Source organism: Ciceribacter azotifigens (genome assembly GCF_048159625.1).
Lineage (GTDB): Bacteria > Pseudomonadota > Alphaproteobacteria > Rhizobiales > Rhizobiaceae > Allorhizobium > Allorhizobium azotifigens.
In genome coordinates this window covers 458929-484443 of the sequence record NZ_JBLQTA010000001.1, presented here as the reverse complement: position 1 = coordinate 484443, position 25515 = coordinate 458929, and the positions used below count along the sequence as shown (strand labels likewise).

The following is a 25515-nucleotide window of genomic DNA, read 5'->3' as shown; positions in this document are numbered from 1 at the left end:
CTCAGAGGCCTGCCCAGCCCTGCCATTTGATCCAGCGGCCGTGGAAGTCGGCACGGCCAATCTCCTGGCGCTCGCCTGACGGCCAGATTTCAAGCGTCAACGCCGCTCCGTCGGGCTTGCCGTCAGCCTCGAGTTGCAGGCGGGCGATCGGGGCATCGTTCGATGCTTCCCGCCCCGCCTTGCGGATCAGTGTTTCGCCTTCTTCCTTCAAAGCGTCCGACAGGTACTGCCAGGCAATGGTGTGATAGATGACATGCACGGCGCCGCGGAACCGGCTGGCGAGTCGTCGCCGCAACCAGTCGATGGCGTCTGCGCGCTCGACCGTGAGGCTGTTGCTTCGGGCTATTTCGAGGGCGTTGCGGATGCGCTCCAACCGGTCCTTCTGGTCTGCCCAGATGTAGGACTCGAGCCGCAGGCGGTCCGCGGCAGCGGAGGGGTCGAGCGGATTGAGATCGCAGCCCGCGCGGTCGAGGACGGAAAGATCGGCCGCCGGCGGCGCGTCACCCTGCCAGTCCGGTTCGAGCACGACCGTCGAGTCTGGCCCCCAGAGGGAATTGCCGAGACGGTAGCGGTAACGGTCCCATTGCAGGTTCAACCCGGCGCTCACCCCGATTTCCGAGAGCACGAGCGGCTTGCCGGTCAGGGCAGCGATGGTCAGGAAGCCCGGCAACAGGGCAGCGGAGCGGCGAACTTCGTTCGTCTGCGGCGCAGATTTCAACCGCTCCAGTATGAACCCTTCGTGTTCGCGGAATGCCGCCTCGCAGGCGGCCCACAGCGCGTCGTCATCGATAGTGTGGGGCGGGTAAGCTGCGGCGAGGGAGGGAGCCCGGCCGGAGAGCACCAGTGCGTGCAGGGAGCCGGCAAGACGCAGCGCGAGTGCGTCGCCGGTGCCGGCCGGATCTCCTGTCCATCTGAGGACGTACTTTCCGACTGCAGTGTCATCCTCCAACCGCGCGGCGGCGAGTTTGCAAAGCCGCGCCGTAAAGGGGGAGCCGAGATCGTCGCAGGATTGCGCCTGCCGCAGGAAGGATTGCCTGACGATTTCCGGCTTCTCCATCGTCAAACTCCTTCGGGCCGGTCCTTCGGATCGAACTGCACGATGGTGATCCAGGTGGCAGTCAGTGCCGGCTTGCGCTCGTTTTCGATCTCGATGCTGATCTCGTAGGTCGTCATCATCATGCCGGCGCCGCGGAAGCGCGCGTCGGTCAGGACGAAGTGGCCACGGATCCGCTTGCCGCATTTCACCGGCGACATGAAGCGGATGCGGTCGAAGCCGTAGTTGATGCCCATGGTCTGCTCGCGGATCACCGGCAGGCAGTCGTAGTTCATGGCCGACAGCAGGGAGAGTGTCAGGAAACCGTGGGCGATCGTTCCGCCGAAGGGCGACTCGGCGGCGGCGCGCACCGGGTCGACGTGGATGAACTGGTGGTCGTTCGTCGCACCGGCGAAGGCGTCGATCATCGACTGATCGACGGTGATCCAGTCCGACAGGCCGATCTCCTGCCCGACGAGCCCCGCGACATCCGAAAGCGAAATCTCACGCGGCATGGGTCCTCGCTGAATTTTTCATTGTCTGAAATGCCTTTGTTGTTTGGATGCCGGCGTTTCGCAGAGCGATACCGCGAGCCACAGTATTTCTTCTTTCATAGCGTGTAGCGGGCACCGGACCAATGCCGGGCAATCTGATTTAGTACTCGATGAACAAGGCCACCGTCCGTGGTTGCAGGATGATAGAGGCGAGTTTCTCGCCCGAGAAGGGATTGTGCCAGGCAAGGCCGGACGTCTGCGGCAGCACGAAATGGCGCGGCCGTTGCGCCCGGTTGAAGAGGATGGCGATGCGGACGTCGCGCCCGGTCTCCCGGTCGCCGGTCTTCAGGATCATGGTGAGCGTCGCACCTTCCGCTTCCTCCCAGTCGGGGATGGTGTTCGGCTCGCCGGCGGCATTCATCCACTCGACATCGCCGTTCTCGCCGGTGAAGAAGCCGGTGCCGGAGAATACGTCGAAGCGTTTGCGCAGAGCGGAGGCGACGGCCGTGTGGTTGACGAGACCGCGGTCCATCGTCTGCCAGTCGATCCAGGTGATTTCGTTGTCCTGGCAATAGGCATTGTTGTTGCCGTGCTGGGTTCGTCCGCCCTCGTCGCCGGCCGTCAGCATGATCGTGCCGCGCATGGAGAACAGCGTCGAAATGAGCGCGGCGACGTCGTGGCGCCGGCGTTGGACGATCTCCGGATCGTCGGTCGCCCCTTCGGCACCGTTGTTCCAGGAAAAGTTCTCGTCGTGGCCGTCGTGGTTGTTCTCGCCGTTGCGGCCGTTGCGCTTGTGGGTGTGGGAGACGAGATCGAGAAGCGTGAAGCCGTCATGGGCGGCGACGAAGTTGACCGTCCGTGAGGTCGTCTCCCCATGGCGGGCGAGCACGTCCTGCGAGCCGGCGAGGGCAGTCGCAAAGGCGCCGCGCATATGGTCGTCTCCCCGCCAAAATCGCCGGACGGTGTCGCGCGCCCGGTCGTTCCATTCGAGGAAGGATTGCGGAAAATTGCCGAGCTGGTAGCCGCCCGGCCCGACGTCCCAGGGCTCGGCGATCAGAACCCGGTCGGCAAGCACGTCGTCGCAGGCGATGGCGTGCAGCGTGCGGGCCGTCGCGTGAAAACCGCGCGCGGTGCGGCCGAGGATGGGTGCGAGGTCGAAGCGGAAGCCGTCGACGCCGGCATGGAGCACGAAGTGGCGAAGGCTGTCGAGGATCAGCCGGCGAACGTAGACGTGATCGCAAGCAAGCGTATTGCCGCAGCCGGTGTCGTTGACGAGGACGCCAGGATTGTCCGGCAGGTGGCGATAGCAGGAGAGATTGTCGAGGCCCCGCAGCGAGAGCGTACCGCCATTGCGGTCGCCTTCTCCCGTGTGGTTGAAGACGACGTCGAGGATCACGCCGATCCCTTCGGCATGGAGCGCCGCGATGGTATCGCGGAGCTCCGCCACGCCGCCCGGCGCGAGCCGTGGATCGATCGCCATCAGGGCTACGGGATTGTAGCCCCAGCCGTTGACGAGCCCGAGCGGCCCGAGATGACGCTCGTCGAGCCAGGCGACGATCGGCATCAGCTCGACCGCATCGACCTTCAGCTTCTTCAGATGCGAGAGTACGGCGGGGTGCGCAAGGGCTGCGATCGTGCCGCGCTGGTGCTCCGGCACCTCCGGATGAAGGATGGTGAAGGCCTTGACCGGAACCTCGTAGATCAGCCCGCCGGGCGCGAAGAGCGGAGGCTTGCGCATAACGGCCACGTCTTCGGTCACGATCGCCTTCGGGACGAGCGAATCGGTGTTCTCCCCGAAGACCCCGAGGCGGGGATCCTGCCGGAACGGGCGGTCGATCTCCTTTGTATAGGGATCGACCAAAAGCTTCGACGGGTCGAACCAGTCGCCCTGATCGGGAACATAGCGCCCATGGGCGCGATAACCGTAGCGGGCGCCCGGCCGGACACCCTCGACATGCAGGCGATGATGCCCGTTCGGATCGCGCGTCATCGGCAGGCGGCAGATCTCCACGTCTCCCGCCGAGTCGAAAAGGCAAAGCTCCACGAGTTCCGCGTGCTGCGACCACACGGCGAAATCGCATCCCTTCGCCGTCAGCGCCACGCCACCGGACGGAAAACTGGTCATCGGTCCTCGCCTCAGGTGATGACGGTCGGTGCGTCGCGTCCGGTGCGTGCACGGATGTCGGCGAGCGTTTCGGCCGCAGCGATGAGGTCGGACAGCGCCGCCTGGGTTTCCAGATGATGCCGATTGGCATCCGGCTCGTAGCGCTCGATGTAGACGCGCAGCGTGGCGCCCGAGGTGCCGGTACCCGAGAGGCGGAAGACGACGCGCGAGCCGCCTTCGAACAGCACGCGGATGCCCTGGTTCCTGGAGACCGACTGGTCGACCGGGTCGTGGTAGGCGAAGTCGTCGGCCGTCGCCACGACGAGATCGCCGATTTTCGTTCCGGCAAGCGAGGGCAGTTTCTCGCGCAGTGCGGCCATCAGGCCATTGGCGGCATCGGAATCAACGCCTTCATAGTCATGGCGGGAATAGTAGTTGCGGCCGTAGGTCGCCCAATGCTGGTTGACGATATCCTCGACGCTCTCGCCGCGCACTGCGAGGATGTTGAGCCACAACAGCACGGCCCAGAGGCCGTCCTTCTCCCGCACGTGATCGGAACCGGTGCCGGCGCTCTCCTCGCCGCAGATCGTCACCTTGCCGGCGTCGAGCAGATTGCCGAAGAACTTCCAGCCGGTCGGCGTCTCGTAGATGCCGATGCCGCGCTTTTCTGCGACCTTGTCGGCGGCGGTGCTGGTCGGCATCGAACGGGCGATGCCGGCGATGCCGCCGGAATAGCCGGGGGCGAGCTGGGCGTTGGCGGCAAGCACCGCGAGGCTGTCGGAAGGCGTGACGAAGATGCCGCGACCGATGATCAGGTTGCGGTCGCCGTCGCCGTCGGAGGCGGCGCCAAAATCGGGGGCGTCATCACCGCTCATCATCTCGTCGTAGAGATCCTTCGCGTGGACGAGATTCGGGTCGGGATGGTGGCCGCCGAAGTCCGGCAGCGGCGTGAAGTTGCGAACCGTGCCTTCCGGTGCGCCGAGTCGCCGCTCGATGATCTCCTTGGCGTAGGGGCCAGTCACAGCGCTCATCGCGTCGAAAACCATCTGGAAGCCGAGGCTGAAGAGATTGCGGATCGCCGGGAAGTCGAAGAGTTCCTCCATCAGTTCGGCATAATCGGTCACCGGGTCGATGATCTCGACGGTCATCTCGCCGAGTGTCAGCGTGGCGACAGCGTCGAGGTCCAGATCGGGAGCCTCGACGATCTTGTAGCTGTCGATGACCTTGGAGCGCTCATAGATCGCGTCGGTCATCTTCTCCGGCGCCGGTCCACCGTTGCCGGTATTGTACTTGATGCCGAAGTCTTCGGTCGGGCCGCCGGGATTGTGGCTGGCCGAAAGGATGATGCCGCCGAAGGCCTTGTACTTGCGGATGAGGTTCGAGGCGGCGGGCGTCGAAAGGATGCCGCCCTTGCCGACCATCACCTTGCCGAAGCCGTTGGCCGCGGCCATCTTGATTGCGATCTGGATGACCTCGCGATTGAAGTAGCGCCCGTCGCCGCCGATCACCAGCGTCTTGCCCGCGAAATCCTCGAGCGAGTCGAAGATCGACTGGATGAAGTTCTGCGCGTAATTCTCCTGCTGGAAAACAGGAACCTTCTTGCGCAGGCCGGAGGTGCCGGGCTTCTGGTCGCCGTAAGGTTTTGTCGCAACGGTTTTAATCATATAATCAATGGCCTTTCTGAACGAGGCGTTGGTAGAGGTCCGCATACCGCTCGGCGCTCTTGCCCCAGGATACGTCGGCTTTCATACCCTGCTTCTGAATCTGGGTCCAAAGTTTGGCGTCGCCGTAAAGGCGGATCGCGCGCCGGAGACCCTGCCGCAGCCCGTCGGCGGTGATCGGAGAAAACTGCACGCCGGTGGCGGCGCGCGCAGCGAGGGCTGCCTCGTTGGCATCGATGACAGTGTCTGCGAGGCCGCCGGTCCGCGCGACGACGGGCACGCAGCCGTAACGAAGCCCATAGAGCTGGGTGAGCCCGCAGGGCTCGAAACGGGAAGGGACGAGGATCGCGTCTGTGCCGCCCTGCATGAGATGGGAAAGCTGCTCGTCGTAGCCGATGATGACCCCGACGCGCCGGTTGTGGCGACCGGCCGCGGCGCGCATGGCGCCTTCGAGCGCAGCATCGCCCGTTCCCAGCACGGCGAGCTTCCCGCCGGCGGCGACGATGTCGTCGACCACCTCGGCGAGAAGGTCCATGCCCTTCTGCCAGGTGAGCCGGGAGACGACGCAGAAGATCGGGCCGTCGTCGTCATCGAGGCCGAAATGGTTTGCCACCGCCGTGCGGTTCGCCGCCCGCTTGCGCAGGGACGCCGCCGTGTAGTTCTCGACGAGTAGCGGATCGCTCGCCGGGTTCCAGACGCTCGCGTCGATCCCGTTGACGATGCCGTACAAATGCCCGATGCGGCTCGCGATCACGCCTTCGAGCCCCATGCCGAATTCCGGCGTGAGGATTTCCTCGGCATAGGAAGGGCTCACCGTCGTGACTGCCGTGGCAGAGGTCAGGCCGCCTTTCAGGTAGCTCACGCGCCCGTAATATTCGAGCGACTCCATGTAGGCGGGGCCGGGAAGACCGAGTTGGGCGAAGAGATCGGAGGAGAACTGGCCCTGGAAGGCCATGTTGTGGATGGTGATCACCGACGGCATCCCTGCCGCTGCCGAGTGGCGCATGTAGAGAGGCGTCAGCGCCGCCTGCCAGTCGTGGACGTGCACCAGATCGGGTTGCCAGCCCTCGATCGCACCGGCGGCGATGTCGGCGCCGATCTTCGAGAGGAGGGCGAAGCGTTTCCAGTTGTCGCCGTAGTCCGCGCCGTTCTGGTCGAGATACGGCCCGCCGGTGCGGTCGAACAGGGCCGGGGCATCGAGCACGAGGAGATCGAGCCCCTGGTGTTCCACCTCCAGAACACGGGCCTCGACGCCGAAGGCATCGGGGAGAACGAGGCGCTCCTCGGCCTTGCCGATGACGCGCATGACCGCCGGATATCCCGGCACCAGCGTCTTCATCTCGATCTCATGCGCCTTCAGCGCCAGCGGCAGGGCGCCGGCGACATCGGCAAGCCCCCCGGTCTTGACCAGAGGGTAGAGCTCGGAGGTAACCGAAAGAACTCTCATCAGGCTCCCGCTTCGAGTTTGTCCAGCATGGTCTGGGTGATCAGGCAAACGCCGTTTTCCGACCGACGGAAACGCCGGGCGTCAAGCTCCGGGTCCTCGCCGACCACGAGACCCTCGGGGATCACGACCCCGTGGTCGATGATGACGTTGGTCAGTCGCGCATGGCGGCCGATCACCACCCGCGGCAGCACGATCGCTCCTTCGAGCCGCGAATAGGAATTGGCCCGCACACCGGTGAAGAGAAGGCTCTTGTGGAGCGAGGAGCCGGAGATGATGCAGTCGCCCGAAACCAGCGACGAGATGGCCGAGCCGCGGCGGCCTTCGTCGTCGTGCACGAACTTGGCCGGCGGCGTCACCTCGGCATAGCTCCAGATCGGCCACGACTTGTCGTAGATGTCGAGTTCCGGGACTACGTCGGTCAGGTCGATATTCGCCTGCCAGTAGGCGTCGATCGTCCCGACGTCGCGCCAGTAAGGCGTATGCTCGCCTTCCGAGCGCACGCAGGAACGCGCGAAGCGATGGGCAACTGCCTTACCGTTCTCGACGATGTAGGGGATGATGTCCTTGCCGAAGTCGCGGCTCGACTTCGGATCCTCGGCGTCGCGCCGCAGGCATTCCATCAGGAAGCGCGTGTGGAAGACGTAGATGCCCATCGAGGCGAGCGAGAAATCCTCCTTGCCGGGAATGCCCGGCGGGTCGGCCGGCTTCTCGATGAAGGCGATGATCTCGTCTTTCTCGTTGACGTGCATGACGCCGAAGGCGGTGGCCTCGGCGCGCGGCACTTCCAGGCAGCCGATGGTGACGTCGGCGCCGGAATCGACGTGCTGCTGCAGCATCAGCTCGTAGTCCATCTTGTAGATGTGGTCGCCGGCAAGGATCACCATGTATTCCGGGCCGTAGGGCTCGATGATGTCGATGTTCTGGTAGACCGCGTCGGCTGTGCCCTCATACCACTGCGTCTCGGAGACGCGCTGGCTCGCCGGCAGGATGTCGAAGCTCTCGTTTCGTTCCGGACGGAAGAAGTTCCAGCCCCGCTGCAGATGGCGGATGAGCGAATGCGCCTTGTACTGGGTGGCGACCCCGATGCGACGGATACCGGAGTTCAGCGCGTTGGAGAGCGCGAAATCGATGATGCGGGTCTTTCCCCCGAAATAGACGGCTGGCTTGGCGCGCCGGTCGGTCAGTTCCTTGAGGCGGCTCCCCCGTCCGCCCGCAAGGACATAGGCCATGGCGTCACGCGCCAGAGGCTGTGTTCTTCTTTCCTGCATGGTTCCCCTCCCGCGTCAGTTTTCCGGTTCGAGCATGATGACGGCGAGCGGTGGCAGGGACAGCGTTGCGGTTATATGTCCGTCCGGGTTGCGCTCGGCAGCCACCCTGCCGCCGTTCCCCTTGTCGCTGCCGCCATAGATCTCGGCGTCTGTATTCAGGATCTCGCGCCACCGCCCGGCGACCGGCAGCGGTACGGAAAAGCGTTCATGATAGACCGGCGTCAGGTTCGAGATGACGGCGACCGGCTTTTCACCGGGCGCCCTGCGCAGCCAGGCAAAGACAGAGCGATCCTGATCGTCGGCGATCAGCCATTCGAAGCCGTCGCCCTCGCAGTCGCGTGCATGGAGCGCCGGCTTGGCGCGATAGGTCAGGTTGAGGTCGCGGACCAACCGCCGCATCCCCTCGTGGAGGGCATATTGCAGCAGGTTCCAGTCGAGGGCGCGCGCCTCGCTCCATTCGCTCCACTGGGCGAATTCCTGGCCCATGAAGAGGAGCTTCTTGCCGGGATAACCCCACATGAAGGCGTAGTAGGCGCGCAGGTTGGCGAACTTCTGCCAGTCGTCGCCCGGCATCTTGGCGATCATCGAGCCTTTGCCGTGCACCACCTCGTCATGGGAGATCGGCAGAACGAAGTTCTCCGAGAAGGCGTAGAGCAGCCCGAAGGTGATCTCCTGATGGTGGAACTTGCGATGCACCGGCTCGCGCGAGAAATAGCTCAGCGTGTCGTGCATGAAACCCATGTTCCACTTGAAACCGAAGCCGAGGCCACCTTCATGCACCGGCTGCGAGACCTTCGGCCAGGACGTGGACTCTTCCGCGATGGTCATGACCTCGGGATGGCTGCCGTAGAGATGGGTGTTCATCTTCTGCAGGAAGCGCACCGCCTCGAGGTTTTCACGGCCCCCGTATTCGTTCGGGATCCACTCGCCTTCCTTGCGGGAATAGTCGAGGTAGAGCATCGAGGCGACGGCATCGACGCGAAGCCCGTCAATATGGAATTTTTCCGCCCAGTAGAGGGCGTTGTTGACGAGATAGGAGAGAACCTCGATCCGGCCGAAATTGTAGATGGCCGTGTTCCAGTCCGGGTGAAAACCCTGCCGCGGATCCTCGTGCTCGTAGAGCGCGGTGCCATCGAACCAGCGAAGCCCGTGGGCGTCGGTCGGAAAATGGGCGGGCACCCAGTCGAGGATGACGCCGAGCCCCACCTTGTGGCAGCCGTTGACGAAGCGGGCGAAGCCTTCCGGTTCCCCGAAGCGGGCCGTCGGCGCATAGAGCCCTGTCGTCTGGTATCCCCAGGAGGGGTCGTAGGGATGTTCGGAGACCGGCAGGAACTCGATGTGGGTGAAGCCCATATCGACGCAATAGGGGATCAGCCGCTCGGCGAGTTCGTCCCAGCTCAGCATGCCGCCGTCGTCGCGGCGCTGCCATGATCCCGGATGCACCTCATAGATGCTCATCGGCTGGCGCCGCTTGTCCACCGAGCGCCAGTGCTTGCGGTGCGGTTCGTCTTCCCAGGTCTGGTCGAGTTCGGCGGCCGTGATCGAAGCATTCTTCGGGCGCAACTCGGCCTTTCGCGCGTAAGGGTCGGCCTTCAACGGCAGAAGCTCGCCCTTCTTGCCGATGATCTCGAACTTGTAGGCCGATCCCGGCCGGACGTCGGGCGCGAAGATTTCCCAGATGCCGGTGTCGCGGCGCAGCCGCATCACGTGCCGGCGTCCGTCCCAGTCGTTGAAGTCCCCCACCACCGAAACGCGTTGCGCATTCGGCGCCCAGACGGCGAAATGGAAGCCGTCGACGCCCTGATGGCGCATCGGATGGGCGCCCATCTTGTCGAACAGGCGCAGATGCGAGCCTTCCTTCAGCAGGTAGTCGTCCATGGGCCCGAGCACCGGCCAGAAGCTGTAGGGATCGGTGACCATCCATTCGGCGTCGCCACGTGCGGCGCGATAGCGGATGGGCTGGAACGTGGTGATGGAAACAGGGCCGTCAAAAAAGCCCGCCGGATGCAGGCAGGCCAGGGTTCCGATCGGCGTACCGTCGAGCGCAAAAGCCTCGATCGTCTCCGCCCCCGGAACGAAGCAGCGCGCCCGGAAGCCGGATTTGGTTTCTTGTACGCCGAGGAAGGCGAAGGGGTCCCTGTGCCGGCCCATGACGATGGCCTCGACTTCGGAGGCGGAGATCTGATCCGCCTTGTCGGGCTCGCTGACCTTCTTGGGCGCTTTCGTCATCAGGCTCTCCAGATGTCCGCGGTGTATTCTCTGATTGTGCGGTCTGAGGAGAACCAGCCCATGCGGGCGGTGTTGCGGATCGTCTTGGCGTACCAGGCGGAAGGATCGGTCCAGATCGCGTCGACCTGGCGCTGCGCCTTCGCATAGGCGTCGAAGTCGGCGGCCACCATGAACCAGTCATGCTGATGGAGGCCGTCCACGAGCCCGGAGAAACGGTCGCGGTCGTCGGGGGAAAAGACCCCGGCCGAGATTGCCGAAAGGGCCTGGGCGAGCTCCGGCGAGGATTCGATGATCGCCCGCGGATTGTGCCCGTCGGAGCGGGCGGCCGCGACCTCGTCGGCGGTCATTCCGAAGATCACGATGTTCTCCTCTCCGACATGTTCGCGCATCTCGACGTTCGCCCCGTCGAGCGTGCCGATGGTGAGCGCGCCGTTCAACGCGAACTTCATGTTTCCGGTTCCCGAGGCCTCCATGCCGGCGGTCGAGATCTGCTCGGAGAGGTCTGCCGCCGGCACCATGATTTCCGCCAGCGAGACGTTGTAGTTGGGGATGAAGACCACCTTCAGCAGGCCGCGCACGGACGGGTCGTTGTTGATCACGCGGGCGACGTCGTTTGCGAGTTTGATGATGAGCTTGGCGTTGTGGTAGCTCGGCGCCGCCTTGCCGGCGAGCAGCTTCACCCGTGGCACCCAGTCCCGTTCCGGATGGGAGCGGATCTGGTCGTACAGCGAGATCGCCTCGATGATGTTGAGGAGCTGCCGCTTGTATTCGTGGATGCGCTTGATCTGGATGTCGAAGAGCGCCGAGGGATCGATGCGCACGCCCATGCGGCTCAGCACCAGATTGGAAAGCCGCTCCTTGTTGGCGCGCTTGATCGCCGCGAACTTTTCCCGGAAGGCGGTGTCGTCGGCGAAAGCGTCGAGCGGGCGGAGCTTCTCGACGTCGTCCTTGAAATCGGGACCGATCGCCTCGGTGATGAGGCCGGTCAGGCCGGGATTGCACTGCATCAGCCAGCGGCGCGGCGTGATGCCGTTCGTCTTGTTGTTGATGCGATCCGGATAGAGCTTGTGCAGGTCGGCGAATACCGTCTGCTTCATCAGCTCGGTATGGAGGGAGGAGACGCCGTTGACGCTGTGCGAGCCCATGAAGGCGAGATTGCCCATGCGCACCCGGCGGCTGCCGCTCTCTTCGATCAACGAGATGTGGGCAATCTCCTGATCGCCGAAATGTCGGCTGCGGCGGGCATCGAGCAGCACCTTGGCGTTGATCTCGTAGACGAGTTGCATGTGGCGCGGCAGCAGGCGCTCGAAGAGCGGCACCGGCCAGCTTTCCAGCGCCTCCGGCAGGAGCGTGTGGTTGGTATAGGAGAAGGTCCGCCAGGTAATGTCCCAGGCCTGGTCGAAGTCCAGTCCGTGCATGTCGCAGAGAAGGCGCATCAGTTCGGCGACGGAGACGGCCGGATGCGTGTCGTTCAGCTGGATCGCCACCTTGTCGGGCAGCGAGGCGAGCGAATTGCCCTGCTGTAGATGCCGCCGCAGGATGTCCTGCAGCGAAGCGGAGCAGAAGAAATACTCCTGGCGCAGGCGCAGTTCCTGCCCGGCCGGCGTCGCGTCGGCCGGATAAAGCACGCGCGTCAGCGTCTCGGCCTTGTTGCTCTCGCGCAGGGCGCCGATGTGGTCGCCGGCGTTGAAGGCGTCGAGAAGGATCGGGTCGATCGGCTGGGCGGACCAGAGGCGCAGCGTGTTGACGCGGGCGCCGCGCCAGCCGACGACAGGCGTGTCGTAGCCGGTCGCGATGACCCGCTCGGCCGGTTTCCAGACATAGCGGCGCGGCTCGTCTGGGCCGCCATTCGTTTCGACGGCGCCGCCGAATCCGATTTCATAGGAGCTTTCGCGACGTTCGAATTCCCACGGGTTGCCGTGCGCGAGCCAGGTCTCGGGAAGCTCGACCTGCCAGCCGTCCGCCATCTGCTGGCGGAAGAGCCCGTGAACGTAGCGGATGCCGTAGCCGTAGGCCGGAATGCCGACGGTCGCCATGGATTCCATGAAGCAGGCGGCGAGCCGCCCGAGGCCGCCATTGCCGAGCGCCGCATCCGGCTCCAGCTCGGCGATGACGTCGAGATCGACGCCGAGCGAGGTGAGCGCCTGGCGGACTTCGTCCATCAGTCCGAGATTGGAAACCGCGTCCCGCATCAGGCGGCCGATCAGGAACTCCAGCGAGAGATAATAGACCCGCTTTCTGTTCGTCCTGTAGGTCTCGCGCGTCGATTCCATCCACTTGTCGATGATGCGTCCGCGGATAGCCAGAATGGTCGCGGTCAGCCAGTCGTGCGGCGTGGCAACCTTGGCATCCTTGCCGATCCCGTAGGTCAGGTGCTCGATAATTTCCGCGGCAAGAACGTCGGGGCTGGATATGCGGGGCTTCGGTTGCAGCAGATCGGCATTGCCGTTGGGCTTCGTCATGTCTTCGCCAGCACTTCTCTCGTTGCATTGGAACGTTGCGCGGGACAGCATCCAAACAGGTTGCCGATGCCAGTTTACGCATCGTTCTCAAGCACGTGCAACAGACGAATTTCGCAAGCGCGTAAAAGACCATCCTGTTCCGGAGGGCTCACGGAGGCATTTCCGCGATGGCTGAAAAGACGAAAAACCGCGTCGTCTCCGACGCGGTTTCCCGAAGCTTCCGTCAGTTCGCGGCCTAGTTGGTGAGCCGCGTCATGGTCTCGGTCGCCTTTTCGCCGATCTCCTTGAAGGCGGCGACGAGGTCGGCCGCGTTCTGGGCGTCGAAATAGTGCGAGGTATCGGTGGCACAGTACTGCAGAAGGGCCTGTCCCCGATCGGGTGCCATGAAGGCAATGGTGTAGATCTCGATGCCAGCGGTCTTCGCCGAGTCGCAGGTCTTCTTCGTCGCGGTGTCTGCGCTCGTATAGTTGTTGTCGCCGTCCGTCATGAAGACGATGAACTTGCTCGGGTTCGTCTCGCCGTTCATCTTCTGATGGGCCGTATTCTCGGTGCTGCCGGCGAGCGCCTTGTTGGCGGTCGCCATGGCGGCCGAGGAATCGGTACCCCCGGTGGCCGTCAGCGCGTCGACATATTTGACCACGCTTGTCGTGCCCCAGGCGAACGAGATCGGCGTCTGCATCGAACTGTTATAGGAGACGGCGGCCGTACGAACGTATTTGGCGTCCGGGTCGGCTGTGTCGAGCTGGGTCGCCAGATCCCGTACTGCCAGCTTCAGGGCCTCGATCTTGGTGTAGTATTTGGTGCAAGAATAGGCCGAGCCATATCGTGAGTAGCACGTGCCCGTATAGGTTTCGTTCGTGTTCTCGCCCATCGAACCGGAGCGGTCGAGGACCATGTACATCGAAAGCGGGTTCTTCGTCTCGGCCGTGGCGCTCTGCGCCGAACTGGTAACGCTTACGCGAACCGTCTTGTAACCGAGGAGACCGGTGAACGGCGTCATCGGCACATCGTAATAGCTGTTCACCGTCACGTCGTAGATTTCGCCCGAGCCGTTCGGCGTGCGCTCGACAGTGCCGACGGCAGCCTCCTCGAGCTTCGCCTGCATCTCCTCTTCCGTCAGGCCGAGTTCGTCTGCACTCGGTGCGATGCTGTTGGCCGTCTGCGCGGCCATGAACTGTTTGGCGAGTGCGATCGCCTCTGCGTCCGTGACGCCCTTGCCCGACATCGCCGCTGCCGCGGCGAGGGCCGCGGAATCCGCCGCATCCTGCAGGGCGCTCTTGACCTGCACGATCTTGGTCAGGTCCATCGCCACACCTGCCGCGGCAAGGGAAACTGGCAGAAGCAGCGCAGTCATCACGCCAAAATTGCCACTGCGATCCTTCAGGAAACGCAGGGAGGTACGCGCATTCTCACCGGGGCCGATCATCATGTTCTTCCATCGTCGAAGAGTGATGGAAAGCTAATAGATGGAAGATATTCCCTTCGAATTAAACGAAACGGTAAAATTTGAGCGAAAGCTCCTTTAGGCGACTGTTCAGACGGTTGGGTTCCGGGGCTCTCTCACGTTCGCGGAACGCCCAGACGCGGGCGCCCGCGTCAGTGGTTGACGACAAGCCGATGATCCGCAAAGCGTTTTCAGAAGCGAGATTACGCCGGGCGCTGCCCGCGCGCTCCGTCGTCTGGCCGCACCACCACGTCGCGATCGAGGAAAGGGTGAGATCCTCGCCCAGAAGCCGGCGGCAGATGCCGGGAATGAAGGCGAGCAGGAGAGAGTGCCTGCCGGAAAAGCCCGACGCAGTCTTCGCGAGACGTGAACTCGTGGCGGGTGATCGCCGCCGCCGGAAAGGTAGACGGCGGCGGTCTCGGGTATGCAGTCTCAGCTGCGGCCGAATTCGTCGACGATGCGAATGATGTCGTCTTCGCCGAGATAGGAGCCGGTCTGGATTTCGATCATCTCGAGCAGGATCTTGCCCGGATTGCCGAGCCGGTGAACGGCGCCCTGCGGAATGTAGATCGACTCGTTCTCATGCAGGATCGTCACCTTGTCGTCGATCGTCACCTCGGCCGTACCCTTGACGCAGATCCAGTGCTCGGAGCGGTGATAATGCTTCTGCAGCGAGAGTTTCTTGCCGGGATGCACGAAGAGCCGTTTGACCTGGAAGCGCTCACCGTTGAGGACGGAGGTGTAGCCGCCCCAGGGGCGCAGCGAGGTCGGGTGGTTTTCCGTCAGGTGCGCCGTCTGCTTCTTCGCGGCGAGCATCTTGACCAGATTGCCGACCTCCTGGCTTTCGTCGAGGCGTCCGACATAGACGGCGTCTTCGCTGGCGATGACGGCGACGCCGTCCATCCCCTGGACCGCCAGATGGGCATGGCGCGACATCACCAGCGAATTGCGGGTGTTGACGAGGGTGGCGTTGCCGGCGACGACGTTGCCGTCGGCATCGGGATTGCCGAGCTTCCAGATCGCATCCCAGCTGCCGAGGTCGGACCAGGTGATCGGTGCCGGCACGACCGCGACGTTCGGCGTCTTCTCCATGACCGCGTAGTCGATCGAGATGCTGGGGCTCTTGGCGAAGCCAGCCGAGCCGAGGCGGACGAAGTCGAGGTCGGTGGCCGCCTCGGCGACCGCTTCCTCGGCCGCCGCGAGAACCTCCGGCGCGTGCTCACGCAGTTCGGCGAGCATCTGGCCGGCCGTGCACATGAACATGCCGGAGTTCCAAAAATGGCTGCCTGCCTCCAGCATCGCTTTCGCGTTTTCGAGTTTCGGCTTTTCGACGAAGCGCTTCACCGTGTGTGCGCCTCCAGCCAACGCCTTGCCCATTTCGATATAGCCGTAGCCGGTTGCGGGTTCGGTGGGCGTGATGCCAAAGGTGACGATCTTGCCCTGGCGCGCTGCTTCCGCCGCGGTCTCGACGCAGCGCGTATAGGTCTCGTCGGCAATGATTTCATGGTCGGACGGCAGGATTTGCATCACCGCGTGGTTGCCGAAGTCGCGACCGATGATGACGGCCGCAACCGCGATGGCCGCCGCCGTGTTGCGCGCTTCCGGTTCGAGGACGATGCTGGAGAGCGGCACGCCGAGCTCGCGGGCCTGTTCGGCGACAAGGAAGCGGAATTCGTCATTGGTGATGACCAAGGCCGGTTCGTAGGTCTGCGTGCCGGCGACGCGGTCCAGAGTCCCTTGGAACAAGGTCTTGTCGCCGATCAGCCGTATGAACTGCTTTGCGGCGGTCGCCCGGGACAACGGCCAGAGGCGGGTTCCCTTGCCACCGGCCATCACGACGGGAACGATCTTGTGGGTCATTGCTGCATTGCCTTTCGGTTGAGCGGACGTCGAACGTTTTTGCCGGACAGGCTCTTGATCGGCCGGCGCCGGCATGAACTCGCCGGCTGGCGGGACCATACGAGCCGATCCGGCGACCTCCGGTTTGTTGCATTTTTTCCCGGCCTGTCCAAGTCCGGGGGAGGCGGGAGAGCTATACATCCAAAAGGTGAACGGTTCTTTTGCACTTTCCTTCGGAGCCGACTTGATCCTCGCCGACGGGTGGGGAAAGGTCTTCGGGATCGGGTTTGTTCCGTTCCGCGGTGACCGACCGCGCGCCCTAGGCAGAGGAGTAGGCAGGATGAGAGCGATGGTGCTTCATGCGCCGGGTGAACGGCTCCGGCTCGAAGAGCGGCCGGATCTCGAGCCGGGCGAGGGCGAGATCGTCGCAAGCGTCGAGGCCTGTGCCGTCTGCCGGACCGACCTGCACGTCGTCGACGGTGATCTGAAGCAGCCGAAGCTCCCCCTGGTTCCGGGCCATGAAGTGGTCGGCATCGTTTCGAAGGTCGGCCCGGGCGTCCGAAACCTCTCGGTCGGCATGCGGATCGGCATCCCCTGGCTCGGACACACGTGCGGCTGCTGCTCCTATTGCCGGGATGGCCGCGAAAACCTCTGCGACAGCCCCGGCTTCACCGGCTACACCCGCGACGGCGGCTTTGCGACCGAGATCAGGGCCGACGCGGACTACTGTTTTCCGCTTGCCGGGTTCGACGATCCCGTCGCCGCCGCGCCCCTGATGTGCGCCGGCCTGATCGGCTGGCGCTCGCTGAAGATGGCGGGGGAGGGAGGGCGCATCGGCATCTATGGTTTCGGCGCCGCCGCACACATCATCGCGCAGGTCTGCCGCCATCAGGGGCGCGAGGTCTATGCGTTTACGCGCAGCGGCGACACTGCGGCCCAGCAGATGGCGCTGTCGCTCGGTGCCGTCTGGGCCGGCGGGTCGGACGAGGCTCCGCCCTGTCCTCTCGACGCGGCCATCATCTTCGCCCCGGTCGGCGATCTCGTGCCGGCGGCGCTCCGGGTGGTGGCAAAGGGCGGACGGGTCGTCTGCGGTGGTATCCACATGAGCGACATCCCGCAATTTCCCTACGAGATCCTCTGGGGCGAGCGGCAGATCCTCTCGGTCGCCAATCTGACGCGCAGCGACGCCGTCGAGTTCCTGGAACTTGCACCGCGGGCGGGCGTCAGGACCACGACCACGGTCTATCCTCTCGAGCGCGCAAACGAGGCGCTCGACGATCTGCGTGCCGGCCGGTTCCAGGGTGCCGCCGTGCTCGTACCGTAGATGCGAGGCAACGGGCCTATTGCGGCGAGTCGACCCGCAGCGGCGCTCGGCTTTTTTTGTTGGTATGATCGGCCACCTTGCGCAGCAGGGAGACGAACTGCTCGCGTTCGGCATGTTCGAGCGCCCCCAGCAGTTCCTCCTGAAGGCGCCAGACGATCGGGCGGATCTTCTGCAACGTTTCCGTGCCACTTTCTGTCAGGTAGAGCCTGCGCGCACGCCGATCGTTCGGATTCGTTTCGCGACGAACCAGCTCTTTCTGCACCAGACGGTCGATCACGCCGCCGATCGTCACCCGATCATAGGCGATGTGGCTTGCGACCGATGCCTGGTCGAGGCCCGGCGCGGAATTGATGGCGATCAGCGCGGCATACTGCACGGGCGTCAGATCAAAGCCTTCTTTGGATGTTTCTTCGACAAACAACGACACAGTAACCTGATTCAAGCGGCGAATCAGGTGCCCCGGCATTTCATAGATTTCCAGCATCTCGAAAATGTGCCCCCCACAGTTCGATTCCTTTCGTCTAGCGTCATTTGCGCGAACAAAAAAGACCTACTCGTGAGAGTTGACGGTAGGTCGTATGCAACGTTTCCGGGGAATTGCTTTTTTGACAGTTCTGTAGCACGCAAGGTAATGAAATTTGTGTGCGCGCATCTTTAGTTGTTTTTGCCGGTCGGAAGACGATCTGCCGCTCTCTCCTATGGTCTGTCTCGAGTTTGCTTTTGCGCCGAAGGCGCCGCTGGTGCATACCTAAACGCGCATCCGCCGGTTTGCGGATTTATGTTCGAGGAGCGAGCGAAGACAGATGAAGGCATTGTTCGAGATTCCGGCGGCGCCACTGGTGCCGGTCGAGGGGGAAGAGGCCGGTTACCCCGTCCACCGGATATTCTGTGTCGGCCGCAACTATGCGGCGCATGCCGCAGAGATGGGCGCCGAGGTCGACCGGGAAGAACCGTTCTACTTCACCAAGCCGGCGAGCGCGATCGTGCTTTCCGGTGCTGACATTCCTTACCCGCCCGGGACGAGCAACCTGCATCACGAAATGGAACTGGTGGTCGCGATCGGCGCGCCGCTGTTCAAGGCGAACACCGACGAAGCGGCGAAGGCGATCTACGGCTATGCCTGTGGCCTCGACATGACACGGCGTGACCTGCAGCAGGCGGCCCGCGTCAAGCAGCGTCCGTGGGATATCGGCAAGGCCTTCGAGAATTCGGCGGTGATAGGCACCATCACCAAGGCGGCCACGTTCGCCGGCATCGGCGACCAGCGCATCTGGCTCAAGGTCGGCGAGGAGATGCGACAGGACGCGCGGCTTTCTGAGCTCGCCTGGTCCGTTCCGGAGCTGATCAGCCACCTGTCGCGGTACTACCACCTGAGACAGGGCGACCTTCTCTATACGGGCACGCCCGCGGGCGTCGGTCCGGTCGTCGCCGGCGACAGGATCACCGGCGGCATCGACGGGCTCGAACCGATCGAACTGTCGATCGGGCCGGCGGAGTGAGGCAACGGCCGGTTCTGCGCACGACGGCGGAACCGGCCGGCCATATCGTCAGGCGGAGACGTATTTCCGCCAGTCGTGCTCTTCCCTGAACCCGAGCACCTCGCGGATCTTGCGATTGGAGATCGGCGCTTCGAAGCCTTCGATCTTGCGGGAATGGGGTGTGCCGGGCGCCCAGCGCTTCAGGAACTCGGCGGTCGGCTCGTTGGCCGTGATCGTGTCGTTGACGGCGTTGAAGACCTGGTAGCCGAGTCCGTCCTTTTCCACGCACAGATGCACGATCTGGCCGAGGTCGCGGGCGTCGATATAGCTCCAGGCATTGCGCTTGCGTGACGGCGGATCGGCGATGAAGGCCGGGAAGCGGTCGTATTCGTGCGGCTCGATGACGTTGCCGATCCGCAGCGCGTAGATGTCGGCGCCGGAACGCATCGCAAACGCGCGGGCGGTCTTCTCGTTGACCACCTTGGAGAGGCCGTAGCTGTCCATCGGATCGACGTCGTAGTCTTCCTCCAGCGGAAACTGGTGGAAATCCTTGTCGCCCTCGGCGAAGCAGACGCCGTAGGTGGTTTCGCTGGAGGCGATGATGACCTTGCGGATGCCGAGTTTCACCGCCGCCTCGATGACGTTGTAGGTGGAGGCGACGTTGACCAGGAAGGTCGTGTTGTCGGGTCGCATGAGGATGCGCGGCACCGCTGCGAAGTGTACCACCGCGTCGACGGGCGCCGGCCCGTTGCCGGTCTCAAGGCCTTCGAAGCCGAAATGCATGGTGAGCGCGTTGAACACCTGGCTGCCGTCGTTGACGTCGGTGATCAGGGTGTTCACGCCCAGATGGTCGAGCGGCACCAGGTCGAGGTTCAGCACCTCATGGCCCTTGTCGACGAGATAGGGGACGACGTGTCGGCCGGCCTTGCCGCTGCCGCCGGTGAAGACGATGCGTTTCGTCATGGGTTTTCCTCCCGGGATGAGTTCGAAGTGTGAAAGGGGCCCCTCAGGGCATCAGTTGTCCGCCGTTCACCTCGAGCGTCTGGCCGATCATGTAGCCGGACAGGGTCTTCGAGGCGAGGAACAGGTAGGCGCCGACGCAATCCTCAGGCGTGCCGAAGCGCTTCTGCGGGACGGTTGCGAGCTGGGCTTCCAGCTGCTGCGCGGTCGAGTAACGCTCGTGGAAGGGCGTCAGGATGACACCCGGCGCGACGGCATTCACACGGATGTCGTAGGCGATCAGTTCCTTCGCCATACCCCGGGTGACGTTGGCGACGAAGGCCTTGGCCGAGCCGTAGATTCCGGCGCCGCCGCTCGCGCCGTTGCGGGCGGCAATCGAGGTCGTGTTGATGATGAAGCCGCCGCCCTGCTTCTTCAGGTGCGGAATTGCGGCCGTGGACGCGGCGAGCACGGAGCGGGCGTTGAGGTCCATCACCGCGTCGTAGTGGTCGTCCGTCATCTCTTCGTAGCTGAGGCGCGCGACCATGCCGCCGGCATTGTTGACGAGACCGTCCAGCCGCCCGAAGGCTTCGGCGGCCTCATCGACGATACGCGCCATCTCGCCCGAACGAGTGGCGTCGGCCTGCAGCAGCTTCACCTTGCCACCGGACGCGCCGATCTCCTCGGCGAGCTTCTCGGCCGCATCGACGCTCGCGTGATAGTGGAGCCCGACCATGGCGCCCTGGGCGGCAAAGGCCCGCGCGAGTGCCGCGCCGATGCCGGTCGATGCTCCGGTGATGAGGACCGCCTTGCCGGCGAGATCGGGGATGACGAGGGCTGGCGCAGTCATGATGCTTGTCTCCGTTGCCAAGCGGGACGGAAAGCCTCCGCACTGCCCGCAATTGTCCATGCCGCTCGCCGAGGGCCTCCGTGAGCGGTCCAGCGCCGACCATGCAGATTCGTGTTTGATCCGTCCAATAGAAGATATAGATGCGATTATTCTCCAGAATTGCATAATCGAGGGCGTCGCCATGGAACTTCGGCAGTTGCACTATTTCGTCACGGCGGCGAAGGTCGAGCATTTCACGGTGGCGGCGCGCCAGCTCAATATCGTGCAATCGGCGCTGTCGAGCGCGATCAAGGCGCTCGAAGAGGAACTCGACGCCAAGCTCTTCGTACGCAGCACCCGCCAGGTCCGGCTGACGCCGGCGGGCCGCACGCTGCTCGAAAAGGCGCAGATCGTTCTCGATGCGGCGCAGGAAGCACGCGACAGCGTCAAGGCGGTGCTGGACGCCCGCTACGGCAAGATCGGCATCGGCACCGTGCAGGGGCTGCCGCCTTTCCTCGACCTCCCCGCGTTGCTCGCCGATTTCCACCGGCGCTATCCCGAGGTCGAGGTCCGGCTCTGTCAGGGCGGGCTGGCGCACCTGATCGACAAGCTGAGGAACGGCCTCATCGATCTCGCCTTCCTGCCGGTCGTCGATACCCCGCCCGACATCGTCACCCGCATGATCGCGTGTGAGGATCTCGTCGTCGTCTGCGCGCCGGGCCATCCGCTCGCCCGGCTGAATTCGATCGAGCTCGCCGACATCGCCGGCCATGCCTTCGTCGATTTCGAGGCCGACCGCGGCACGCGACGGCTGATCGACGAGGCCTTTTCCGCCCGCCGCCTCGAACGGCGCACCGCCTTCGAGGTCAGCGACCTCGACAGTCTCATGGAACTGGTCGGCCACGGGCTCGGTATCGCGCTGGTGCCGGACACCGTCGCCGCCGCGTGGCAGGGGGATATCCACGTCGCGGAGATCGCGGATGCGGAAATTTGCTGGGAGCTGGTCGTCGCCTCGCCGGCGAAGTCCTCCGACGGTGCCGGCGGTGCTGCCCTCCTCAAGTTCCTGGAGCTGCTTCCGCAGGTGGAGTGAGGCGGGGAAGACCGAGTGATTCGCGCCTCTTCCGCGGCGCCCGGAGAAACGAAAAAGGGCTCGCCGGTATTTCGGCAAGCCCTTGATCTGAATAGGGATGGTGGGCGTGACAAGGATCGAACTTGTGACCCCTACGATGTCAACGTAGTGCTCTCCCGCTGAGCTACACGCCCATCCGATGGCGGCTTAAGACCACAAAACCCTCTGTCCCGTCAATAGGGTTTTTTCGGTTTTGTGACGAGTTTTTCAAACCCCTTACGCCGCAAGGAGTTTGTTGACCTCGTTGACGAGGTCACGCAGGTGGAAGGGCTTGGAGAGCACCTTCGCGTCCTTCGGAGCCTTCGAATCGGCGTTCAGCGCGACGGCGGCAAAGCCGGTGATGAACATGACCTTGAGGTCCGGATCGAGCTCGGTCGCACGGCGCGCCAGTTCGATGCCGTCCATCTCCGGCATGACGATATCGGTCAACAGCAGGGAGAAGGGCTCCTCGCGAAGATGATCGTAGGCGCTGGCGCCGTTGTCGTAGGAGGCGACCCTGTATCCGGCCTTTTCCAGGGCCTTCACCAGGAACCGGCGCATGTCGTTGTCGTCTTCGGCGAGAAGGATTTTCTGAGTCATTTATGGACCGCTACTCGTACTGATAGAAGGATGGATTTCAGCCTGCAACGCTACTGCCGCCGGGGTAAACATCCGGTGAACTCACGCATTCGGGCCGTCCTGCCGCTTGCTATACTATGGACTTCACCAGGGCTAGCTGGCAACATATCGATTGTTGCAAGTTGTTGATTTGGTAAAGAAGGGGCGCGATGGACGAGACGTACTGGGATCCGGAGCTGTTCGAGGTGCGCGAGCCCGCGACGCAAACAATCCCCTTCGTCTATAATTCGCCCCACAGCGGTCGTCGCTACAATCGGGCTTTTCTCGAGAGCTCGCGACTGGATGCACTCGGCATCCGCCGCTCGGAAGATCACTTCGTCGACGAGCTGTTTTCCGCCGCGCCCGCTCTCGGGGCGCCCCTGCTGCTCGCCCACTTCCCCCGCGCCTATGTCGACGTGAACCGCGAGCCCTACGAGCTCGACCCGCGCATGTTCCTCGACGCGCTGCCGCCCTATGCCAACAGCAATTCGGTTCGCGTGGCGGGCGGGCTCGGAACCATTCCGCGAATCGTGGCGGAGAATGTCGAGATCTACCAACGCCGCTTTCCGGTCGCCGAAGCGCTCTCCCGGATCGAGACGATCTACAAGCCGTATCACGCATGCCTCCGCAAGCTGATCGCCCGCACCCATGCGCGCTTCGGCTTCGGCGTGCTGATCGACTGCCATTCCATGCCGGGCAATATCCGGGTTGCCGGCACCGGCGTCCGTCCGGACTTCATCGTCGGCGACCGCTACGGCACCAGCGCCTCGGCGGACCTTTCCAATGCCGCCATCGCGCTTCTCGAAGACCTCGGTTTCAATGCGGTGCGCAACAAGCCCTATGCCGGCGGCTTCATCACCGAGCATTACGGCCGCCCGGTGAAGGGGCTGCACGCCCTGCAGATCGAGGTGAACCGGGCGCTCTACGTCGACGAGACGAGCCTTGCGAAGCGGCCGGACTTCGCCGCCCTCGCCGGGTCGCTCTCCGTCTTCATGGAAGGGATGGCCGAATTCGTCGCCGGCTACACGGGCGATAGCGCGCTCGCCGCCGAGTAATTCCGATACAAAAAGCCAAAAAAAACCGCGCCATGGGCGCGGCCAAATCTAGGGAGGAAACACCCAAGGAGGGTATTTACAGTCCGAAGACTGTGTTGTTATGCTAATATTGCACCGCACAAGAGTCAAGCAGAGTTTGGCATATTGTTGTGCGTGGCGTCTTTTTCGGCATTCTCCGGTCGATGTATGAACATTGCAAAATGAGACAGGTCGGATAAGACAGTCCGTCTGTCACATTCCAGAAACGGAAAGTCCTCATGCGTCCCGACCGCGCTTTCTTCGACCGCCTCGCCGAGGCAGCCAGGGCGGAAACCCTGCCGCGTTTCCGCTCGCCCCTCAACGTGGTGAACAAGGAGGTGCTGGGCTTTGACCCGGTGACGGAAGGAGACCGCGCCGCGGAAGCGGCCATCCGCGCCATCATCGCGTCGGAATATCCTGAGCACGGCATTCTCGGGGAGGAGCACGACAATGTCGGCATCGACCGGGAGCAGGTCTGGGTCATCGATCCGATCGACGGAACGCGCGCCTTCATCTCCGGCGTGCCGGTCTGGGGCACGCTGATCGGTTTTCAGGAGAAGGGGCGGGCCGTCATGGGGATGATGGACCAGCCCTTTACCGGCGAACGCTACTTCGCCGACGGCGAGCACGCCTGGTACAGCGGACCGGACGGCGAACAGCGGATCAACACCCGCGATTGCGAACGTCTGGAGGACGCCATCCTCTTCACCACATCCCCGCATCTCTTCAAGGGAACTGAAGCCAAGCGCTTCGAGGCAGTGCAGGAGAAAGTCCGTCTCTTCCGCTACGGCATTGACTGCTACGCCTATGTGCTCCTTGCCGCCGGCCATATCGATCTCGTCATCGAGACGGTGCTGAAACCCTATGACGTCGGCGCCCTGATCCCGATCATCGAGCAGGCGGGCGGAAAGATCACCACCTGGACCGGCGGCCGGCCGGAGGCGGGCGGAGCGATCGTCGCTGCCGGCAGCGAGGCGCTGCACGCGCAGGCACTCGCCATCCTTTCCGGCAAGTGAGCCCCCGGCCGGTCCTCAGGGAACGGCCGGACCCTCGTCGCTTCCCGGAATAAAGGCCTCGATCGCCGCGAGCGCCTGGGCGCGGTAGCGGTCGCGCTCCTGCAGCAGTTCGTGGCGGGCGCCCGGAACGGGCACGAACTGGGCCGCCCGGAAATAGTGTGAAAGCCGCCCCTGGCTGGCGAAGGGTACCAGCTCGTCATTTCCCGGGGAAATCATCACCGTCGGCACCATGATTGATGCGAGGTGGGCCGGGTTCGAGACCTTCCGCATTGCTGTCTGTGCCTCGTACAGCCAGCGCGCCGTCGGCGGGCCGAGCGCCAGTTCCGGATAGGCGCGCAGGATGTCCTGGTTGCGGCGGTAGCGTTCGGGATCCGAGGTGACCGGATTGCCTTCGAAGGGGGCGAGCGGCGAGTCGGAGGTAAGCCGCAGCCGGCCGAGCCCGGTCCAGCGCAAGAGTGCCGACAGGAGATAGATCTTGCCGGCGGAAAGCTTCTGGCCGCCGAGGTCGATGAAGGGCGAAAGCAGCACCATCCGGTCGATGCGGTTGGCAAGTCTCGGCGCCGCGGCAAGCGCGATCAGCCCGCCGGTCGAATGGGCGACGAGATAGAAGGGAAGGCGGGTATCCGGAAGCACGATGTGCTCGAGAAAGAGCTCGAGATCGCGCACGTAATCGGAGAACCGTGCGACGTGTCCGAGGCGCGGGTTCTTGAGCAATCGTTGCGAGCCGCCCTGTCCGCGAAAGTCGAAGGTTGCGACCCACAAGCCACGGGCAGTCAGGTCGTTGATCGTCTCGTAATATTTCTCGATCGACTCGTTGCGCCCGTGCAGCAGGACGACGGTGCCCTTGGCCACGGGGTCCGGTGCGCGAAATATCGCGTAACGCAGCTTTACGCCGCGGTGTCCCTGGAAAAAGCCGGCGATGTGATTTCCCGGAACCGGATTTCCGTCTGTCTCGTGAAGGACAACGTCCATTCCGCCGCGCCCCGAATCATGCCCCCGAGCGGGATTGCCCGAACGCTTTCGAGATAGGATGAAGCCCGGGAGAGGTCAAAGAAAAAAGCCGGAACCACCGCGCACGGGAAGAGGTTGGAGGTTCCGGCCAATCTGGACCGAAGGCGAAGGGACGACTGCTTCGGCCGTCGGGGGTGG

Annotated in this window: 20 protein-coding genes, 1 tRNA gene and 1 pseudogene; 5 read left to right on the top strand and 17 right to left on the bottom strand. The window is 63.8% G+C overall.

Annotated features, from left to right (window positions below; all coding sequences use genetic code 11):
* Position 1 precedes the first annotated feature (1 nt).
* The 11 genes and pseudogenes from ACM6UT_RS02395 to ACM6UT_RS02345 all read right to left on the bottom strand — a co-directional run bounded on the left by ACM6UT_RS02395 (position 2) and on the right by ACM6UT_RS02345 (position 16002).
* The gene (locus tag ACM6UT_RS02395; protein WP_416795766.1) at positions 2–1057 is read right to left on the bottom strand and encodes a DUF2332 domain-containing protein; all 1056 of its coding nucleotides are present in this window, start codon (positions 1055–1057) and stop codon (positions 2–4) included.
* Between the two features lie 2 nt (positions 1058–1059).
* Positions 1060–1548, bottom strand: coding sequence for a MaoC family dehydratase (locus ACM6UT_RS02390; protein ID WP_416795765.1), 489 nt, complete (start codon positions 1546–1548; stop codon positions 1060–1062).
* 139 nt (positions 1549–1687) lie between these two features.
* Positions 1688–3652, bottom strand: a complete 1965-nt coding sequence (glgX, locus tag ACM6UT_RS02385) for a glycogen debranching protein GlgX (protein WP_416795764.1) — start codon at positions 3650–3652, stop codon at positions 1688–1690.
* Between the two features lie 11 nt (positions 3653–3663).
* Positions 3664–5295, bottom strand: coding sequence for an alpha-D-glucose phosphate-specific phosphoglucomutase (locus ACM6UT_RS02380; RefSeq protein WP_416795763.1), 1632 nt, complete (start codon positions 5293–5295; stop codon positions 3664–3666).
* 4 nt (positions 5296–5299) lie between these two features.
* Entirely contained in the window at positions 5300–6739 is a 1440-nt protein-coding gene (glgA, locus tag ACM6UT_RS02375; protein WP_416795762.1) for a glycogen synthase GlgA, read from the bottom strand.
* Positions 6739–8007: a glucose-1-phosphate adenylyltransferase gene (glgC, locus tag ACM6UT_RS02370; RefSeq protein ID WP_416795761.1), complete on the bottom strand. Its 1269-nt coding sequence runs from the start codon at positions 8005–8007 to the stop codon at positions 6739–6741. The genes glgA and glgC overlap by 1 nt, the downstream gene beginning before the upstream one ends.
* A 15-nt stretch (positions 8008–8022) precedes the next feature.
* Complete coding sequence (gene glgB, locus ACM6UT_RS02365; protein WP_416795760.1) at positions 8023–10236, bottom strand: 1,4-alpha-glucan branching protein GlgB; 2214 nt, start codon at positions 10234–10236, stop codon at positions 8023–8025.
* On the bottom strand, positions 10236–12698 hold the full coding sequence (locus ACM6UT_RS02360) for a glycogen/starch/alpha-glucan phosphorylase (protein WP_416795759.1): 2463 nt from the start codon (positions 12696–12698) through the stop codon (positions 10236–10238). The genes glgB and ACM6UT_RS02360 overlap by 1 nt, the downstream gene beginning before the upstream one ends.
* 235 nt (positions 12699–12933) lie before the next feature.
* On the bottom strand, positions 12934–14124 hold the full coding sequence (locus ACM6UT_RS02355) for a vWA domain-containing protein (RefSeq protein WP_416795758.1): 1191 nt from the start codon (positions 14122–14124) through the stop codon (positions 12934–12936).
* 226 nt (positions 14125–14350) lie between these two features.
* Positions 14351–14464 (bottom strand): annotated as a pseudogene (locus tag ACM6UT_RS02350) (circularly permuted type 2 ATP-grasp protein); the annotation flags it as partial.
* A gap of 110 nt (positions 14465–14574) precedes the next feature.
* A complete protein-coding gene (locus ACM6UT_RS02345) occupies positions 14575–16002 on the bottom strand; it encodes a mannose-1-phosphate guanylyltransferase/mannose-6-phosphate isomerase (protein ID WP_416795757.1) in 1428 nt (475 codons plus the stop codon).
* Positions 16003–16321: 319 nt separating this feature from the next.
* Here ACM6UT_RS02345 and ACM6UT_RS02340 point away from each other — a divergent pair, with 319 nt between their 5' ends.
* On the top strand, positions 16322–17305 hold the full coding sequence (locus ACM6UT_RS02340) for a zinc-dependent alcohol dehydrogenase family protein (protein WP_416795756.1): 984 nt from the start codon (positions 16322–16324) through the stop codon (positions 17303–17305).
* Between the two features lie 16 nt (positions 17306–17321).
* Here the strand turns inward: ACM6UT_RS02340 and ACM6UT_RS02335 are convergent, their stop codons facing one another.
* The gene (locus tag ACM6UT_RS02335; protein ID WP_416795755.1) at positions 17322–17789 is read right to left on the bottom strand and encodes a MarR family winged helix-turn-helix transcriptional regulator; all 468 of its coding nucleotides are present in this window, start codon (positions 17787–17789) and stop codon (positions 17322–17324) included.
* A 319-nt stretch (positions 17790–18108) separates the two neighbouring features.
* On the opposite strand from ACM6UT_RS02335, the gene ACM6UT_RS02330 reads away from it, so the two are divergent.
* Entirely contained in the window at positions 18109–18804 is a 696-nt protein-coding gene (locus ACM6UT_RS02330; protein WP_416795754.1) for a fumarylacetoacetate hydrolase family protein, read from the top strand.
* A 48-nt stretch (positions 18805–18852) separates the two neighbouring features.
* On the opposite strand, the gene ACM6UT_RS02325 is transcribed toward ACM6UT_RS02330, so the two are convergent.
* Positions 18853–19746 (bottom strand): NAD-dependent epimerase/dehydratase family protein, encoded by an 894-nt coding sequence (locus ACM6UT_RS02325; RefSeq protein WP_416795753.1) that lies wholly within the window; start codon positions 19744–19746, stop codon positions 18853–18855.
* 43 nt (positions 19747–19789) lie between these two features.
* Positions 19790–20572: an SDR family NAD(P)-dependent oxidoreductase gene (locus ACM6UT_RS02320; protein ID WP_416795752.1), complete on the bottom strand. Its 783-nt coding sequence runs from the start codon at positions 20570–20572 to the stop codon at positions 19790–19792.
* A 181-nt stretch (positions 20573–20753) separates the two neighbouring features.
* Between ACM6UT_RS02320 and ACM6UT_RS02315 the strand changes: the two genes are divergently transcribed.
* Positions 20754–21641, top strand: a complete 888-nt coding sequence (locus ACM6UT_RS02315) for a LysR family transcriptional regulator (RefSeq protein ID WP_416795751.1) — start codon at positions 20754–20756, stop codon at positions 21639–21641.
* 98 nt (positions 21642–21739) lie between these two features.
* Here the strand turns inward: ACM6UT_RS02315 and ACM6UT_RS02310 are convergent.
* Together ACM6UT_RS02310 and cpdR1 are read right to left on the bottom strand one after the other, a co-directional pair.
* Positions 21740–21814: transfer RNA gene (locus tag ACM6UT_RS02310), tRNA-Val, on the bottom strand.
* Between the two features lie 82 nt (positions 21815–21896).
* A complete protein-coding gene (gene cpdR1, locus ACM6UT_RS02305; protein ID WP_416795750.1) occupies positions 21897–22259 on the bottom strand; it encodes a response regulator CpdR1 in 363 nt (120 codons plus the stop codon).
* A gap of 188 nt (positions 22260–22447) precedes the next feature.
* On the opposite strand from cpdR1, the gene ACM6UT_RS02300 reads away from it, so the two are divergent.
* Together ACM6UT_RS02300 and hisN are read left to right on the top strand one after the other, a co-directional pair.
* Positions 22448–23332 carry an N-formylglutamate amidohydrolase gene (locus ACM6UT_RS02300; protein ID WP_416795749.1) on the top strand — a complete coding sequence of 295 codons (885 nt, stop codon included), beginning with the start codon at positions 22448–22450 and terminating at the stop codon, positions 23330–23332.
* 257 nt (positions 23333–23589) lie between these two features.
* A complete protein-coding gene (gene hisN / locus ACM6UT_RS02295; protein WP_416795748.1) occupies positions 23590–24366 on the top strand; it encodes a histidinol-phosphatase in 777 nt (258 codons plus the stop codon).
* Positions 24367–24381: 15 nt separating this feature from the next.
* Here the strand turns inward: hisN and ACM6UT_RS02290 are convergent, their stop codons facing one another.
* Complete coding sequence (locus ACM6UT_RS02290) at positions 24382–25338, bottom strand: alpha/beta fold hydrolase (protein WP_416795747.1); 957 nt, start codon at positions 25336–25338, stop codon at positions 24382–24384.
* Positions 25339–25515: the final 177 nt, after the last annotated feature.

What these genes read in the sequence shown, in the direction of transcription:
- ACM6UT_RS02395 (WP_416795766.1), bottom strand. Translation starts at nt 1,057, where the DNA reads ATGGAGAAGCCGGAAATCGTCAGGCAATCCTTCCTGCGGCAGGCGCAA.
- ACM6UT_RS02390 (WP_416795765.1), bottom strand. Translation starts at nt 1,548, where the DNA reads ATGCCGCGTGAGATTTCGCTTTCGGATGTCGCGGGGCTCGTCGGGCAG.
- glgX (WP_416795764.1), bottom strand. Translation starts at nt 3,652, where the DNA reads ATGACCAGTTTTCCGTCCGGTGGCGTGGCGCTGACGGCGAAGGGATGC.
- ACM6UT_RS02380 (WP_416795763.1), bottom strand. Translation starts at nt 5,295, where the DNA reads ATGATTAAAACCGTTGCGACAAAACCTTACGGCGACCAGAAGCCCGGC.
- glgA (WP_416795762.1), bottom strand. Translation starts at nt 6,739, where the DNA reads ATGAGAGTTCTTTCGGTTACCTCCGAGCTCTACCCTCTGGTCAAGACC.
- glgC (WP_416795761.1), bottom strand. Translation starts at nt 8,007, where the DNA reads ATGCAGGAAAGAAGAACACAGCCTCTGGCGCGTGACGCCATGGCCTAT.
- glgB (WP_416795760.1), bottom strand. Translation starts at nt 10,236, where the DNA reads ATGACGAAAGCGCCCAAGAAGGTCAGCGAGCCCGACAAGGCGGATCAG.
- ACM6UT_RS02360 (WP_416795759.1), bottom strand. Translation starts at nt 12,698, where the DNA reads ATGACGAAGCCCAACGGCAATGCCGATCTGCTGCAACCGAAGCCCCGC.
- ACM6UT_RS02355 (WP_416795758.1), bottom strand. Translation starts at nt 14,124, where the DNA reads ATGATCGGCCCCGGTGAGAATGCGCGTACCTCCCTGCGTTTCCTGAAG.
- ACM6UT_RS02345 (WP_416795757.1), bottom strand. Translation starts at nt 16,002, where the DNA reads ATGACCCACAAGATCGTTCCCGTCGTGATGGCCGGTGGCAAGGGAACC.
- ACM6UT_RS02340 (WP_416795756.1), top strand. Translation starts at nt 16,322, where the DNA reads ATGAGAGCGATGGTGCTTCATGCGCCGGGTGAACGGCTCCGGCTCGAA.
- ACM6UT_RS02335 (WP_416795755.1), bottom strand. Translation starts at nt 17,789, where the DNA reads ATGCTGGAAATCTATGAAATGCCGGGGCACCTGATTCGCCGCTTGAAT.
- ACM6UT_RS02330 (WP_416795754.1), top strand. Translation starts at nt 18,109, where the DNA reads ATGAAGGCATTGTTCGAGATTCCGGCGGCGCCACTGGTGCCGGTCGAG.
- ACM6UT_RS02325 (WP_416795753.1), bottom strand. Translation starts at nt 19,746, where the DNA reads ATGACGAAACGCATCGTCTTCACCGGCGGCAGCGGCAAGGCCGGCCGA.
- ACM6UT_RS02320 (WP_416795752.1), bottom strand. Translation starts at nt 20,572, where the DNA reads ATGACTGCGCCAGCCCTCGTCATCCCCGATCTCGCCGGCAAGGCGGTC.
- ACM6UT_RS02315 (WP_416795751.1), top strand. Translation starts at nt 20,754, where the DNA reads ATGGAACTTCGGCAGTTGCACTATTTCGTCACGGCGGCGAAGGTCGAG.
- cpdR1 (WP_416795750.1), bottom strand. Translation starts at nt 22,259, where the DNA reads ATGACTCAGAAAATCCTTCTCGCCGAAGACGACAACGACATGCGCCGG.
- ACM6UT_RS02300 (WP_416795749.1), top strand. Translation starts at nt 22,448, where the DNA reads ATGGACGAGACGTACTGGGATCCGGAGCTGTTCGAGGTGCGCGAGCCC.
- hisN (WP_416795748.1), top strand. Translation starts at nt 23,590, where the DNA reads ATGCGTCCCGACCGCGCTTTCTTCGACCGCCTCGCCGAGGCAGCCAGG.
- ACM6UT_RS02290 (WP_416795747.1), bottom strand. Translation starts at nt 25,338, where the DNA reads ATGGACGTTGTCCTTCACGAGACAGACGGAAATCCGGTTCCGGGAAAT.